The 14,698-nt window shown below is 56.6% G+C and carries 11 protein-coding genes; all 11 read right to left on the bottom strand.

Annotated elements, in window-relative coordinates:
- Positions 1–98: 98 nt before the first annotated feature.
- Positions 99–1,151: a glycosyltransferase gene (locus KUW00_RS07385; RefSeq protein WP_222568693.1), complete on the bottom strand. Its 1,053-nt coding sequence runs from the start codon at positions 1,149–1,151 to the stop codon at positions 99–101.
- Between the two features lie 12 nt (positions 1,152–1,163).
- Entirely contained in the window at positions 1,164–3,491 is a 2,328-nt protein-coding gene (locus KUW00_RS07380; protein ID WP_261392029.1) for a glycosyltransferase family 2 protein, read from the bottom strand.
- Positions 3,492–3,707: 216 nt separating this feature from the next.
- Positions 3,708–4,673 carry a sulfotransferase family 2 domain-containing protein gene (locus KUW00_RS07375; protein WP_045992418.1) on the bottom strand — a complete coding sequence of 322 codons (966 nt, stop codon included), beginning with the start codon at positions 4,671–4,673 and terminating at the stop codon, positions 3,708–3,710.
- Between the two features lie 118 nt (positions 4,674–4,791).
- The gene (locus KUW00_RS07370) at positions 4,792–5,982 is read right to left on the bottom strand and encodes a glycosyltransferase family 2 protein (RefSeq protein ID WP_124804635.1); all 1,191 of its coding nucleotides are present in this window, start codon (positions 5,980–5,982) and stop codon (positions 4,792–4,794) included.
- 2 nt (positions 5,983–5,984) lie between these two features.
- On the bottom strand, positions 5,985–6,911 hold the full coding sequence (locus tag KUW00_RS07365; RefSeq protein WP_124804634.1) for a sulfotransferase: 927 nt from the start codon (positions 6,909–6,911) through the stop codon (positions 5,985–5,987).
- 55 nt (positions 6,912–6,966) lie between these two features.
- Positions 6,967–9,771 carry a glycosyltransferase family 2 protein gene (locus KUW00_RS07360; RefSeq protein WP_222568692.1) on the bottom strand — a complete coding sequence of 935 codons (2,805 nt, stop codon included), beginning with the start codon at positions 9,769–9,771 and terminating at the stop codon, positions 6,967–6,969.
- Between the two features lie 108 nt (positions 9,772–9,879).
- Positions 9,880–10,422: a dTDP-4-dehydrorhamnose 3,5-epimerase gene (rfbC, locus tag KUW00_RS07355; protein WP_108132204.1), complete on the bottom strand. Its 543-nt coding sequence runs from the start codon at positions 10,420–10,422 to the stop codon at positions 9,880–9,882.
- 30 nt (positions 10,423–10,452) lie between these two features.
- Positions 10,453–11,340 carry a glucose-1-phosphate thymidylyltransferase RfbA gene (gene rfbA / locus KUW00_RS07350; RefSeq protein WP_108132084.1) on the bottom strand — a complete coding sequence of 296 codons (888 nt, stop codon included), beginning with the start codon at positions 11,338–11,340 and terminating at the stop codon, positions 10,453–10,455.
- A 44-nt stretch (positions 11,341–11,384) separates the two neighbouring features.
- The gene (rfbD, locus tag KUW00_RS07345) at positions 11,385–12,266 is read right to left on the bottom strand and encodes a dTDP-4-dehydrorhamnose reductase (protein ID WP_222568691.1); all 882 of its coding nucleotides are present in this window, start codon (positions 12,264–12,266) and stop codon (positions 11,385–11,387) included.
- Positions 12,263–13,330: a dTDP-glucose 4,6-dehydratase gene (gene rfbB, locus KUW00_RS07340; protein ID WP_261392028.1), complete on the bottom strand. Its 1,068-nt coding sequence runs from the start codon at positions 13,328–13,330 to the stop codon at positions 12,263–12,265. The genes rfbD and rfbB overlap by 4 nt, the downstream gene beginning before the upstream one ends.
- Positions 13,331–13,511: 181 nt before the next feature.
- Positions 13,512–14,594 carry a chain-length determining protein gene (locus KUW00_RS07335; protein ID WP_045992425.1) on the bottom strand — a complete coding sequence of 361 codons (1,083 nt, stop codon included), beginning with the start codon at positions 14,592–14,594 and terminating at the stop codon, positions 13,512–13,514.
- Positions 14,595–14,698: the final 104 nt, after the last annotated feature.

The following is a 14,698-nucleotide window of genomic DNA, read 5'->3' as shown; positions in this document are numbered from 1 at the left end:
GGAAGGGGGGAGGAAGGAGAGAAGGAGAGAAGGAGAGAAGAAAGCACCAATCACTGTTGTCTATACAGCATTTGCTCCCTTGGAAACTGTTGTCTGTTTCAGCACTGACGCTCACCCCAGAAGGCATGGTGGTGGGCCGCACTGCCGATATCCCGGGCCTTTTCCAACGCCCGTTGGGCCATGCGATGGGTTTCCCGTGGAGACTCCAGCAACCGGACGAGGCAGCGCTGCCAATCCGCGGGATCATCATCGACCAGCAGTCCATCTTCCCCGTCGCTCACGATATTGCTGTAGGGGGCACGCCTGCTGAAGAGGCCCACACCCCCCATGGCGGCAATCTCCAGAAACTTGATATGGGACTTGGCAGTGTTGAACGTTGTCGGCCACAAGGGAGCCAGCCCCAGATGCAACCGCGATCCTTTCAAGTGCCTCAGATAGGTATGCCAGGCCATGGGCGCGAGCGCGCCCACACGATCATGCTCACGCAAGGATTGCGGAGTGTAGCGCCCCATTGCCACTTCCAGCATCAAACCAGAGTGGGCCTTGAGAACGCTGACCAGTGCCGAGCTGATTTGCTCCAGATCCCGCCGGTGGGCCCGCGTACCGTGGTAACCCAATCGCCATCCCGTCGATGTTGCCTCGGGGGTGGCCATCTCCGGGGAAAAAAGCAGCGCAGGTGCCAGCGTCACCACCCGGGAGTGGCGCGGCCTGATTCGTGCCGCCAGCTCCTCGTTTGGTACGACGACTTCGTCGGCCAGGACCAGTAGCCTGGGCATAATCCGGCGCGACACCCACCCCATACGCTCACGATAGTCCATCGGTAAGCCAGGATCCCTGGCGGCAGCATCAAGATCATCATCCAGCAGGTAATGCACGCTGGCGACCTGAGCTCGGCGCGTCTCCAGCAGATCGATCCAGGCTTCGGACAAGCTTCGACAAACGATGACATGTGCCCCGGACAAGGTGCGATCCAGCCAGGGCCAGCACAGCAGAGGAGACGCCCACCGACGGGTATCAAGGCGAGTCACTGTCGCACCTGCATAGCGAAGCCAGGGCGCAGCCGTCGCCATGAAGTAGATGTCCTCGGTGGGCAGAGCCCCATCACTCAGCAACAGCCAGCGAGAACCACAAATGCCAGAACCCCGGGCCATGGTGAACGCCTCTCAACGCAGAGAAAAATCCTCGTGAACCAGCGTCAGATTGGGGTTGTAGGCCGGATCCCGATCAAGCTGCTCACCCCAGGTGTGGCGCATGTAGAGTACCTCTCCGATGGCCCTGGCTCGCTTGCTGGCATTGTCATCGGCACCACGCGACTCGGATTCGTGGTGATAGAGTTCAGCGTCGGGCGTCCATACGTTTCGATAACCCGCCTCCCGAACCTTTAGACACAGGTCCACATCATTGAAAGCGATCGGCAAATCTCGCGCGTTGAGGCCGCCCACCTGCCGATAGAGCGCCTTGCGGATCAACAAGCAGGCACCGGTCACCGCAGAGTAATTCTGCGCTAGCGCCAGGCGAGAAAAATACCCGTTGGCATGGCGGCTGAAATACTTGTGAGCGTGGCCCGCAACGCCCCCGATACCCAACACGACACCGGCGTGCTGAATGGTATCGTTGGGATAATAGAGCTTGGCGCCGACACAACCGATGTCCGGCCGCACGACGTGCCGCACCATTTCCTCGAGCCACTCTTCGTTGATGGGTTCAATATCGTTATTGATAAGTCCGAGCACATCACCACGTGCGTGATACGCTCCGAAATTGTTGATGCCGGAATAGTTGAAGCGATGGTTCCAGGCCAGAATCCTGACCCGGGGGTCTCCCTTGCCGATCTCGGCCAGATAAGCCAGTGTCTCCTCGCATCGCGTCCCGTTGTCGAGGATCAGCACCTCAAGCCTGGAATAGCAGGTACGGGACAGGATCGCATCGACGCATGGTGCCAACAGATCGACACGATCACGCGTAGGGATCATCAGGCTGACCAGCGGGAGCGGATCCGGCAGAGGCCAGCGGACACGATAGGTATTGGGCAGGCGCCCAAGCTCGACGGTGGCACCGGGACTGCTTCGTGCCAGATGGTCGGCGACCGCTCGCAGCCCTGCACGGGACGTATAATCCTTGGCGTTACTGGTCATCGCCGTGGAGCCAGGACTGGCACGCCAATGATAGAGAATCCTGGGAATATGGACGATGCGATCAGGCTCTGTGTGGGCACAGACTCTCAGGGCCAGATCATGGTCCTGGCTGCCCTCCAGCCCCTTGCGGAAACCTCCCAGTTGCCGTACCAGCGCGGTGTCGAAGACACTCAAGTGCGCCATGTAGTTCTGGGCCAGCAGCAGATCAGGATTGAAGCAGGGCTTGAAGTGAGGTTCGCAGCGCACACCACGCTGATCCACCTTGTCTTCGTCGCTGTACACCAGCACCGGTCGTGGTGAGCGACTCAGCGCCTCGGCAACATAGCTCAAGGCACACGGAGTCAGCAGGTCATCATGGTCCAGTAGCGCCACGTAGGGCCCAGCGGCCATGCTCAAGGCCGCGTTGGAGGCCTCACAGACATGGCCATTAGTTTTCTGGCGACGCAGAACTATTCGAGAATCACGAGCCTCAAATTGCTCCAGCAACGCTATGACTTCGCGGTTTCTGGAGGCGTCATCAACGATACAGAGTTGCCAATGATCATAGTCCTGGCGAAGCACAGACTCGAGACAGTCTTTCAGATGTTCCGGCGCAGGATCATGTACCGGCAGCAAGATCGACACAATCGGCCTGAACGTATCCGTCCTGGCTGCTACTGCGGTGTCCACACATGACTGCGCAGCTCGCTCGGCAGCAGCACAGCGACGCTCAAGCGCCAGGCTACGGCGGCGTTCATCCTTGCCTCGCCACCCGTCAAGCCCACCACGAATCTCGTCCAGCTCAGCTCTTCTATTCCTGGAACGCCACCCACCTTCGAGCGCCGAGACCATAGAGGTCTTGTCGCAATCATCCGAACTTCTATCCGAACTACTATCCGAACTACTATCTGAACTGCTATCCGAAATCTTATCCCATCCGCGCTCACGCAGCCATTGCACATAGCTTCGACCCGAGCAGAATCGTTCGAACGTTTCCTCGTAGTCCGACAGGGCAAGGTCGCGCCAACAGGTACCGTCCTGGAGGGCGCGGTGGCGAAGCACTCCCAGCACTTCCTGCTTCGACACATCACGCCAGCGATGGTGCATATTGACCAGACGATGGCTGAGGCGATCATGCGCGAACCAGGGGGAGAGCCAGACGACGCGAAAGTGGCGAATCGCAAAGTATCCCGGCGACTCCATCGGGTCGAATCTCAACCGGCGCAGTCGCCGCTTCACGTAGATCAACCGCTTGGTAACACGTCCACCCTTGAGCGGAAGGGTCAACGACTCGTCTTCACTGAAGCCTTCCCCCGTATCGAAGTAAAGCCTGACAGCAACGCTATGCTGGTCGTGGTCCAGGTCCAGCTCCACCATATGCCAGCCAGGCAACGGTAGGTGCCGACACAGCAGAAACTGGGGGTCTTCATCCAGCGACTCCCACTCCCAGTCCCCTCCACTCGCCTGCTGTCTCAGGCCATGATGAGGCTGCCAGTGTCGCTGAGGCTGAACGACCAGGTGGCACAGATCGAGAAGACCTTTCAGCCACGATCGTGTTCCGCCACCTCGATTGGCACCTTCCATACCTGCCGCTCAGTTGCTGGCCACAGCGACTCGACGCGGCCCCGGCGGGAACCATTGTCCGGTCTCGGCAACACGACACTGGACCCTGTCACCCGCAGACAGATTCACCTTCAGCTGGAAGCCGACATAGCCGCCACGGGGAAGCTTCAAGCGAGCCATGGACGGACGGAGCTGGGTGGCCGACACAGTGTCGCGATGTTCGTCATTGACCCAGACTTCGACGTCCACCGGGGTATCAGCACCACCTTCCCACCAGGCCCACCCCCCCACCCGCTCGGCATCGAACTGCGTCAGTCGAGCGTGAGCAAAGGGGAGATTGTCGCGATAGAGCTGGATGCGCGATTCGAATAGCTTGCGACAACGCTCGTAGAGCGCCAGATCCAGCGGGTTGAGTTTGCGGAACTCCTGTTCATCCTCTGGCGCGATGTCATGCAATTCGCCCACCTGCGGCTTTCCCCGGTTGTCCTCACGCTGGGCGATATCGATGCCAAAGCGAGCATTGATCAACTCCAGGCTCTCCGAGTAACGTTCGGTCAAGCCGACCATCCCGATCGCCTCGACATCGACCCCCTTGAAGATGCTCGACTGGCGATCAAGCATCAGAGGAATCTTCATGAAGTCGCGGAAGCTGCCCTTGTACTGATGAATCCGCTGAAAGTGCGAATACTCGGAAGCCGCCCGCTGCAACGGTTCGCGAACAAAGGTCACCGCGCGATCGACGCCGCACAGCGGGACATACTTGGCCGCGGTGACGTGTCCTGCCAGCATCATCGCCTGGTTGTCCAGGCTCCTGCGATACAGGCGCCAAGGATCGGGGGACTCGCCATACATGCACTCGCGTGTCAGGACGCTGGTCTGAGATGCATCCTGGCCGTAGTCATAGACGATCTTGTCGAAGCCAAAGGCGCGCTCAGCACCGTGACGAAAACTGGTTCCCGCCGTCTTGGGTATATGTACGAAAAACAAGGGTTTCATGGTGGAGTCTCCTGACAAAAGCGCCGCAGGAATCAGTCCTGCGGCGCGGCGTGGCAAAAGGGATAGGGGAAGACGACACGGGATCCGGTGGCGGAGCCACCTCCACACTCCAGACGCGTCACGATGTGCCGACAACAAGATCACTCCCCCCCACCAGCACTGAAGCATTGGCATGGAGAGAAACGGTCACATGATCGCCTTCTTTCAAAGGCGCCGGATGCAGCCAGCGAAACCCGCAATAACCATCCACGGATTTGCCGGAACGTCGTAGATCGGGACGATAGAACCCCACCCTTGCACGCCCCGCGTGAACACCATTGACGAAGATGTTCACTGCCAGACCACTGGCCTTGCCGTTGCGGTCCGTCACCCAACCACAGACTGCGTTGGCGTCAAAATGATCGATGGCTCCCACCAAAGGGCGATCTAGCACGGTGTGCTCTGCCAGACGCTGTTTCAGCGCCGACATCTCTCGAGCCAGGCGGGCAAGCTTGCCGGCCTGGAACTCATGAGCAACGTCGTTGATGTCGTAACGTCCGAAATATGCCTCGCCCTTGTCGAAGTTGGCGCCTCGCGTAGCACTCCCCCTCAATCGCTTGCGCGAGAACTCCTCACGCGACTTCACCGCGTAATGGTGAACCCGAAGCGGTCCCTGATGGATCGACCGCGTACGCCCACCACGTGGGTCCGACTCACCACTGCCGTCCGGCGAGCCAACGAAGTCCTCGATCACGTCCCCTGTGGCATCGACATATTTCCAGGCCGATACCAGGGTAGAGGAATGACAATAGGGCGCCTTGACATGGTCGACGCGTACCAGGCTCTTGGTGTGACAATCTGCGCTCGCGCCTGGTGCAGTGCCACAACGGGTGAAACGTTGCAGTACCGGTTCAGATCGCGCCTCTTCAAGCCCCGAGGAGCCGAAGCATTTCCAGTTCACGCTGACGCTTCCCACATCACCCGACGCCACCAGCCTTTCCAGCTCGCGACATTCCTCACCGTGACGCTGGCTTTCGTGCACAAGAAACTCATCGGCATCGAGAAACATGACGTAGTCATGCTTTCCCAGAGCCAGCCCAAGGATGCGACGATAGGCCAACTGCTGCGACCTGCGCTCAAGCACCGGCTGGTACAGCAGGCTGACCTCTCCCAGATCTGCCAGCGCTTCGAGCAAAGAGCGGGTGCCGTCGTCGGAACCGTTGTCGGCCAGAATGACATGCCCAAACCCGGCAAGCCGATGCCAAGCTACCCACTCGACAAGGTAATCCACCTCATTGCGGACGATACCGGCAACACAGAACTTCGCCATCTCTAGCCCACCCTGACCGGAGAGTTGCCAAGATCGACAACGTCGTTCACTACTCTGGCTCTGACACTGGCGTCCTCGCTCAAGCTTTCACCGGCAGGAAGGGTGAAGGTGAAGCCACATGGCTCGTTCGCGGGAGCACCGCCACCGGGGTTCGGTTCGTTCGCCACCACCACACCCACGGACCGGTCATCAACAAAAACTTCTACCTCAGCATGCTGTTTCTTGTGTACATAGCGCGCCCAACCGCTGACACGTCGTGAATCACATGAAAGAAGTTTTCCCTGTGACTTGGTGATCCGGGTTGCCTCTATATAGTCTTCTGGTTCAGGATCGATAAAGGCCAGTGCCGTCTGGTGTTCCTCCTGCGAGGGAGAAATTCCGCAAAAGGACTCGAGAGTGGAAAGAAAGGCTTCGGGATAAGCACTGGCCTTTTCGTAGGAGACGAGCATGGCACGCGGAGACTTCTGCCTGACAAAGCGAAGCGTCTTTCTATACTGTGACAGCGCTCTGTCCATGCCCTCGGTAATTTCGGCCAACATGGAAATAGAATTCCGCTGCGCTATTGAAAGAATATCCTTGTAGATAAACACATACCTGGCATTCGGCAATAGAGCGTCTACTTCATCCAGATGGTCGATGATGGAAGGTCGCTTCCAGCCCCAGCGGGTGTACCTGGTCTGGTACTCCTTCACAATCAAAGCTGTCTGAGCCATGTCCTGCTTTTCGAAAGCCTCGGAAAGTCTGACGTCTTCGTACACAGGGTGTGAGGCACGGTCGCCCATGAAGACGCCAAGCTTGGCCAACACGCCAGCGACCATCGAGGTCCCGCCTCGCGCGGTTCCAATGACGATGATAGGAGATGGCATCTTGTCATCCTGGTCCCCTATGACCACGACTCCCTTGTTGATCAAGGCATCATTCTTGGGCATGTCCCCTCCTGGGATATGTAGTTTCTCCGAATACGACGACCCATCAAGAAAGCCATCAACGACCTCCGATGGAGAAGTCTTCTCGGCTTCTTGTGAGGCAAGGGCTGTAGCTGGGGTCGTGTTCGATTATTTTTCCCCAGGCCTTCTGCATGTAATCTATCTCGGTGTTGAATCTGGCAACTTTTTCTGGGTTATCTTCTGCTCCACGACTGATGGATTCGTGGTGATACAATTCAGCGTATGGGGTCCAGATATTACGATACCCGGCATCGAGCACCTTCAGGCAGAAATCAACGTCATTGAAAGCGACCTTGAGGTCCTGTTCGTTCAGGCCTCCGACTTCCTCATACACCGACTTTCTCACGAGCAGACACGCCGCTGTCACAGCAGATACAGACTGGACCACCTTCAAACGGTTGAAATAACCGCCGGACTCTCGAGGAAAGTGCTTGTGAGAGTGCCCTGCTACTCCGCCAAGCCCAACGATGACGCCTGCGTGCTGAATGGTGTCATTCCCATAGTATAGTTTTGCGCCGACACAGCCGACATCCTCGCGACAGGCATGAGAAACCATCTCCCGGAGCCAGTCTCCATTGATCACTTCAACATCATTATTTACCAAACCAATGATGCTTCCCTTGGCATGCTCTGCACCAAAATTATTGATAGCTGAGTAGTTGAAGGGGTGGTCGTACCTGAGAACGCTTACCCTGGAGTCTTCAGCCTGAATTTTTTCAAAAAATTCATGCGTCTCAGGCTCTACACTGCCATTATCAAGGAGAATAATCTCGTAGTCTGTATAACGTGACTTCTCCAGGATGCTGCGCACTGCCAGCTCTGTGACGTCCTTCTTGTCTCTCGTAGGAATCAACATGCTCACCAACGGTGCCGGCTCAGGAATAGGCCAACGCACACGATAGGTATTTCCCACAATCCCCTGCTCTACAATCGCACGCCCATCTGCTATTCCTTCAATATGGTCTTTCAGCGCCTTTACACCAGCTGAGGTCGTGTAATCCTTGCCCTCTTCAGCCAGTGCTGTCGAACCCTCGATAGCGCGCCAGTGATAGAGAACTCTGGGAACGTGGGAAATTGAGCCAGCGGTCAGGTGTGGTATGCAACGCAGCACCAGATCATAGTCTTGCGATCCCTCTACCCCGACTCGAAAACCCCCAATTTTCTCGATCAACGAGCGTCGATATACGCCCAGATGAGAAACATAGTTTTGCGAATAGAGAAGGTCGATGTTCCAGTCTGGCTTGAAGTGAGGCTCGCAGCGCATGCCCTGAACATCGATCTTGTCTTCATCACTGTAGATCAACTGGGCATCGGGATTCTTTTCCAGCTCTTTTGCAATAAAGTACAACGCATCTCTGGCCAATTCATCATCGTGATCGAGCAATGCCAGATAGTCACCAGTGGCCATCGACAGGGCGTCATTAGTTGTCTTGGAAATATGCCCATTATCCGGCCGAAAATGTATTTTTACGCGTTTATCTTTGCTGGCATAGTGCCTGAGTACTTTTTCGACATGTGGTGATGGAGAGGCATCATCCACAAGGCAAAGCTCCCAGTGGGGATAAGACTGTGCGATGACCGAGTCGATGCAAGCTTTCAGAAGCGTTTCATCGGTATTGTAAACCGGCACCAACACCGAAATTAATGCAGGACTCTCAAGGCCCTCAAGATAGCTGCGGATGGTTTCAGAGCTCGGCAGGCCATTGACTTCTACCTCATCTATCCATTTCTGGTAGGAGAGTTCGGCCTCGTTGACAATAAAGGTTTCCGCGTACTCTTCGAGAAGACGGGCCTCGCGTGCGGCGTCGTCCTCGGCATCCGCCAACTCGGCTTTCTTTGCCGACCCGCCACCTTCATCCGTTTCCGGAGCAGACCTACCCACTCCCGCAAGGACCTCGGCCTTTTTCAAGTGCGTGTACTCAGGAGCAGTCTCGACAAGACGCCCGGCAATCGCATCCCAAGCCTCTTCGGCATCGACATTGTCGATGCATAGTCGCTCCAGCCGGAAGCTTCCTTCCCGCTCCCATGGGTCAAAGCGTATGTTGACAATACTTCGCTCAAGCTGAATCACCCTTGTCGCCAGTTTCCCTGACTGGAAGGGTATGGGATAGGCGTGGGTTTCACTGAAGCCCTCTCCATGATCGATATATAGCTTGGCGACCTGGTGCTGATACTCGCCACTGAGAACGAATTCGATACGACACCACCCAGGCTCGATGACTCGACCTCGGCGATGACGAACGACGAAGGCCGGATCGGTACCGTGGGAACGCCAATGGAACTCCCCTTCCAGGCGACGCTCGAGCTGCTGGGCAGCGGCAAGCGTAAATTCACAGCCTTCGCAGCACTTCAGATATCCATCCAGCCCCGACCAAGGGTGCGGGATCTGTGGCGTCTCGATCTTTTTCAGCACCGGATCCTCCAACCGGAACTCTCCAGGTCGAGTCATCGGATCCAGCCGCAATGCCTGTGTTCCCATCGGCAAGTAAATGACCAGGCTCTGGTGGCCGCTCTTTTCCACATGACGGGCCCACACGATATCTGCCTGGAAACCATCGCCATAATCAATATAGAGACACTGATCCACTGCCTGAGTCGCCGAAAAGTCGTATTCGAGACTGAACCATCCACCTTGGCGAAGCACAGCGGGATTGATCGGGGTGAGCAGGAACTGTGGATCTCCACCGCGAGATACCCAGACCACCTTGTTATTGCGGGTCATCAGCTCCAGTTCATGGATCGGCAGCAAGTCCATGCGGGAGCATTTTTTGATGTACTTGTGATACAACCCACCGAGATCTCTCAGCGGTTTGGTCGCTCGCCAACTGAAGGAAGTCTGCATTCGCCTCAGGCGTGCCGACAACGCCAGTGTAGCCAAGTGTGGTGATTGCGAAGAGGGAGGGCCGCTTCTTGGTTCATGTTCTACCACGTCTACTTCCTCAGGCAATTACTAGTAGCCAGGAGCCTCGACAAACGACATCCCTCGAGCATCCTTATCGGAAACTCGTGGCTCAATGTTGTCCAATGGCCAGTCGATTGACAGGATAGTATCTGCCCAGTGCACCGACATTTCGTCTGAAGGCGCGTAATAGTCAGTACACTTGTATACAAACTCGGCATCGTCACTGGTAACGTAGAAACCATGTGCAAATCCAGGTGGTACCCAGAGCATCTGCCGGTTGTCTTCGTTCAAGAAAACGCCTACCCACTTACCATAGGTGGCACTGGACGTTCGCATATCAACGGCTACGTCGAATACCTCTCCCCTGACTACTCTCACCAGCTTTCCCTGGGGATGCTTCAGCTGATAATGCAGTCCCCTGAGTATCGAGCGACTCGACCTACTATGGTTGTCCTGAACAAACTTGTGTTCACCACAGACTTCATCAAATGTTTCCTGGCGAAAGGTTTCCATAAAGAAACCTCTTTCGTCACCGAACACTTTTGGCGTAAATAGCACGACATCAGGAATAGCCAGCCTTTCAACTTTCATGCACGTCACCTCCACCATCAGGTAGCCTTGTCACTGACCAACAGCCTTCGCGGCCAGAAGCTGTAGCAGGTATTCCCCGTATCCTGTCTTGGAAAGGCTGTTTGCCTGTGAAAGCAGGAACTCGTCACTGATCCAGCCTTGAGTCCAGGCAATCTCTTCCAGACAGGCTATCTTCAGCCCCTGTCGATGTTCGACTGTCTGCACGTACTGCGCTGCCTCAAGTAAACTGTCATGAGTACCTGTATCCAACCAGGCAAATCCTCTCCCCAAACGCTCTACGTGAAGTTCACCACGGTGTAGATATTCATTGTTGATCGAGGTTATCTCCAACTCTCCCCGAGCCGATGGCTTGACGCTCCGCGCGATGTCCACCACGGAGTTGTCATAAAAGTACAAGCCCGTCACCGCATAGGATGACTTTGGTTTTTTGGGCTTTTCTTCAATAGAAACCGCACGCCCTTTCTCATCAAACTCGACAACACCAAAGCGTTCCGGGTCTTTGACAAAATAGCCGAATACCGTGGCACCTCGAGCCTGGTCGGAGGCTCTAAGAAGTTGCTCGGAAAAGTGTTGTCCGTGGAAGATATTATCGCCAAGGACAAGACAGACGGGAGAATCACCAATAAACTTCTCGCCGATAATAAAAGCCTGGGCCAGTCCCTCTGGCTTTGGCTGCTCTGCGTAGGACAAGGAAACACCAAATTGGTCACCGGTACCGAGCAGCTGACGGTAGACTGGTAGATCATCCGGTGTAGATATCACCAGTATTTCTCTTATTCCGGCCAACATTAGCACCGAGAGCGGATAGTAGATCATCGGCTTGTCGTAGACAGGGAGAAGCTGTTTTGAGACCCCATGGGTAATGGGGTGAAGTCTCGTACCGGAGCCTCCGGCAAGGATGATTCCCTTCCGATTCATGGCGGTAACCTCTAGTTTTCGGACAACGCCTTGCGGCGGCAGGCCTACCTTAGGTAGTCCTTCATGGTGAGAGACAACTGTCCCCTCCAGTCAGGGAGCGAGATGTCGAAGGCGTTCTCAAGACGAGAGACCGACAGCCGGGAGTTGGGTGGACGCTTTGCTGGTGTGGGATAGTCCTTCGTCGCCAGACGAGACAGCTGGTCGTCGCAGAGCATGAGAGGAAGGCCGTGCAGACGGGCGAGACGAAAAATCTCTCGGGCAAAGTCATACCAGGACACGAAGCCCCGAGGTGCCAGATGGTAGAGCCCGGTCAGTTCGGGACGAGAGCGGTAGACTTGCCACGCATGCAAGGTCACGTCAGCAATCAGGCGTGCGGGCGTAGGGGCCCCCACCTGATCGTCGACAATTGCCAGGGACGCCCGCTCCCGCCCCAGACGCAGCATGGTCTTCATGAAGTTGTTGCCCCTGGCGCTGTAAACCCAACTTGTCCGGAAGATTTGTGCGTCGCATCTACTGGCGAGCACCGCCTCGTCGCCGGCAAGCTTGGACTGGCCGTAGCACGATAAAGGGTCGGTTGGACTATCTTCCGTCCAGGACCGAATGCCATCGCCTGGATAGACGTAGTCGCTGGAATAGTGCGTCAACAGTGCCCCGTGATCGGCACAATAGCGTGCGAGACAGCCAGGCAGCTCTGCATTGAGTCGAAAGGCAGTCGCTGTATCGGTCTCTGCCTGGTCCACCGCGGTGTAGGCAGCAGCATTGATCACCCACTGGGGGCGATAGTGGTCCAGACAGCGTTTCACCGCATCAAGGTCGGTCAGATCCAGGGTCCTGCGGTCAGGCGCATGAAGATCCAGATGAATGGCTAGCGCCTTGTGAAGCTCATGGCCCACCTGGCCCGAGGCACCAAGCAAGAGCCCACTCATGACAACACCCCCAGGCGCTCGGCCCGGTAGCTACCATCCTGCACCGCCTTCCACCACGACTCGTTGGCCAGATACCAGGACACTGTCTTGCGAAGGCCAGACTCGAAAGTCTCTCGTGGCTCCCAGGCCAACGTGTGCTGAATGTAGGATGCATCGATGGCATAGCGCCGGTCGTGTCCAGGCCTGTCGGTGACGTAGGTGATCAGATCACGATATTCGCCCTTGTCCGGAGCCATTTCCGTCAACAGGTCACAGATTGTGTGTACCACTTCGAGGTTGGTTTTCTCGTTATGGCCACCAATGTTGTAGGTCTCTCCAACCTTTCCCTCGCTGGCAACCAGCACGAGGGCGCGCGCATGGTCCTCGACATAGAGCCAGTCTCGTACCTGTCCACCATCACCGTAGACAGGAAGAGCCTCTCCGTGCAGCGCATTGAGGATCATCAGAGGAATCAGTTTTTCAGGAAAGTGAAACGGACCATAGTTGTTTGAACAATTGGTCACCAGGCAAGGCAAGCCATAGGTGCGCGTCCACGCCCGCACCAGGTGATCCGATCCCGCCTTGCTGGCCGAGTAGGGCGAACTAGGCGCGTAGGGGGTCTGTTCGGTGAACAGGCTGCCATCATTCTCGAGGTCTCCGTAGACTTCGTCGGTGGAGATGTGGTGAAACCGAAAGCCATCGGCCTTGTCGCTGTCCTGTTGCCTGATTCCTTCCCAGTACCCGCGTACCGCCTCGAGCAATACCAGAGTGCCCACCATATTGGTCTGAATAAAGGCGCGAGGCCCGTCGATGGAGCGATCAACGTGGCTTTCTGCGGCCAGATGCATCACCACATCGGGGCGGTACTTGTCCAGAATTCTGCTCATTGCCGCGCCATCGCAGATGTCCGCTCTCTCGAAGATATAGCGAGGATCGGAGGCGACAGACGCTACGGATGCCAGATTGCCGGCATAGGTCAGCTTGTCCACATTGACGACACGATGAGGGGTGTGGGTAATCAACTCCCTCACCACGGCCGAGCCGATAAAACCGGCACCACCGGTCACGAGAAACGTCTTGATCATGAAAGAACCCCGAGAGGACTGGAAATTCTGCCCGCCCCGTCAGGGAGGACGCTAGAAATGGCGTACGGGCGGGAAGGAAGAGAGGATGACAGGAAGCGTGAGCCCTGAGCTCTTCAACATGAAGGGCTTCATTGCGGCAGCCGTCCGACGACAGCTATCGGTAGTTGCATCAGGAAGAGCGTCAGTCTCTGTGGTCCTGGACGATCAGCCACAGCATGCTGGCAATGAAGGCAAGGAACAGAGTGACGATCACAAAGATGGTCAGGTTGTAGAGGCGCTCTGGACGCGTGGCGTACTCGGGCAATAGAGGGCTCTGCAAGATACTGATCTGCTTAAGCTTGCGAGCAGCCTCGATGCGCGTGCCCTCCAATGCACCGAGAGCGCTGGCATAGGTCTCCTGGGCAAAGCGAGCCCGCAGCTCGAGCCGCTGATACTCGGAGGACAGGCGGTTGAGGGAGTCTCCTGTGGCCTTTGCCAGTCGCTCACGCTCCTGATCGATCTGACGACGCAACGCAGTGATTTCGCTCTCGACTCTCACCATGTCCGATGAACGCTGGCTGGAAAAGCTGGCCAAGGCGCTACGCCGGGCTTCCAGTCTTGCCAGCTCACCTTCCAGACTGGCCACCACCTGGTTGAGGCTGTCCACCGTCGAGGTAGGAGACACCAGACCATGCTCGTTCTGATAGTCCAGGAGATCCGTGCGCGTCTGATCCAACCGATCGGACAGGCGCTCTACCTGAAGCTCGAGGAACCGTACCTGATCCTGAGCCAGGCGCTGCCCCATGGCATTCATGTGCGCTTCACCTTCCGCCAGTAAAAGCGAGGTCAGTTGCTGGGCAAACTCGGGAGAGAAGCCCTGGACCTCCAGCTTCAGGACCCCTGCGTAGTCATCGAGCGTTACCTCTACGCGACTCAGGTAATACTCATGAAGGTCTTCGATGGGAGCCTCGGCGTCCCACAGACGAGCAGGAAAGTCACCGTTCTCACTGTAATGAGACCTCAGGTCGAGCCGTTCATCAGCCTTCTTGAGCATATCCACAGAAAGCAGATACTCCCGCAAAAGCAACATATCGCTATCGACGCTGGCACCGGAAAGCAGGCTCGAGAAGTCGAAGGTTGGGGCAGCGATCTGTGGGCTTTCAAGTACCACGACGGCCTCGGATACGTACCGATCCTCGGCCCAGACTAGCCAGTAGAAGGACATGGCCAATATCGACAGGCAGGCAAATGCCCAATGGGGCTGCCGAGCAATCCATCGCAACATTATCTTGGCTTCCTTGCTGGAGCGACGTCGCGGGGCATCCGGACGCCTCTGAATGCGAGCACCACCGTCGGGATCTAGTCCTCAGTGAGCGACGCCTTGCCATC

The sequence above is a fragment of the Halomonas sp. DP5N14-9 genome (assembly GCF_019802175.1).
GTDB classification, from domain to species: Bacteria; Pseudomonadota; Gammaproteobacteria; order Pseudomonadales; family Halomonadaceae; genus Halomonas; species Halomonas litopenaei.
The sequence above is the reverse complement of the archived record's forward strand: the minus strand, read 5'-3'. Positions and strand labels throughout refer to the sequence as shown.

Coding starts and splice junctions, on each gene's coding strand:
- KUW00_RS07385 (WP_222568693.1), bottom strand. CDS start 1,151: ATGGCCCGGGGTTCTGGCATTTGTGGTTCTCGCTGGCTGTTGCTGAGT.
- KUW00_RS07380 (WP_261392029.1), bottom strand. CDS start 3,491: ATGGTGGAGCTGGACCTGGACCACGACCAGCATAGCGTTGCTGTCAGG.
- KUW00_RS07375 (WP_045992418.1), bottom strand. CDS start 4,673: ATGAAACCCTTGTTTTTCGTACATATACCCAAGACGGCGGGAACCAGT.
- KUW00_RS07370 (WP_124804635.1), bottom strand. CDS start 5,982: ATGGCGAAGTTCTGTGTTGCCGGTATCGTCCGCAATGAGGTGGATTAC.
- KUW00_RS07365 (WP_124804634.1), bottom strand. CDS start 6,911: ATGCCCAAGAATGATGCCTTGATCAACAAGGGAGTCGTGGTCATAGGG.
- KUW00_RS07360 (WP_222568692.1), bottom strand. CDS start 9,771: ATGCAGACTTCCTTCAGTTGGCGAGCGACCAAACCGCTGAGAGATCTC.
- rfbC (WP_108132204.1), bottom strand. CDS start 10,422: ATGAAAGTTGAAAGGCTGGCTATTCCTGATGTCGTGCTATTTACGCCA.
- rfbA (WP_108132084.1), bottom strand. CDS start 11,340: ATGAATCGGAAGGGAATCATCCTTGCCGGAGGCTCCGGTACGAGACTT.
- rfbD (WP_222568691.1), bottom strand. CDS start 12,266: ATGAGTGGGCTCTTGCTTGGTGCCTCGGGCCAGGTGGGCCATGAGCTT.
- rfbB (WP_261392028.1), bottom strand. CDS start 13,330: ATGATCAAGACGTTTCTCGTGACCGGTGGTGCCGGTTTTATCGGCTCG.
- KUW00_RS07335 (WP_045992425.1), bottom strand. CDS start 14,594: ATGTTGCGATGGATTGCTCGGCAGCCCCATTGGGCATTTGCCTGCCTG.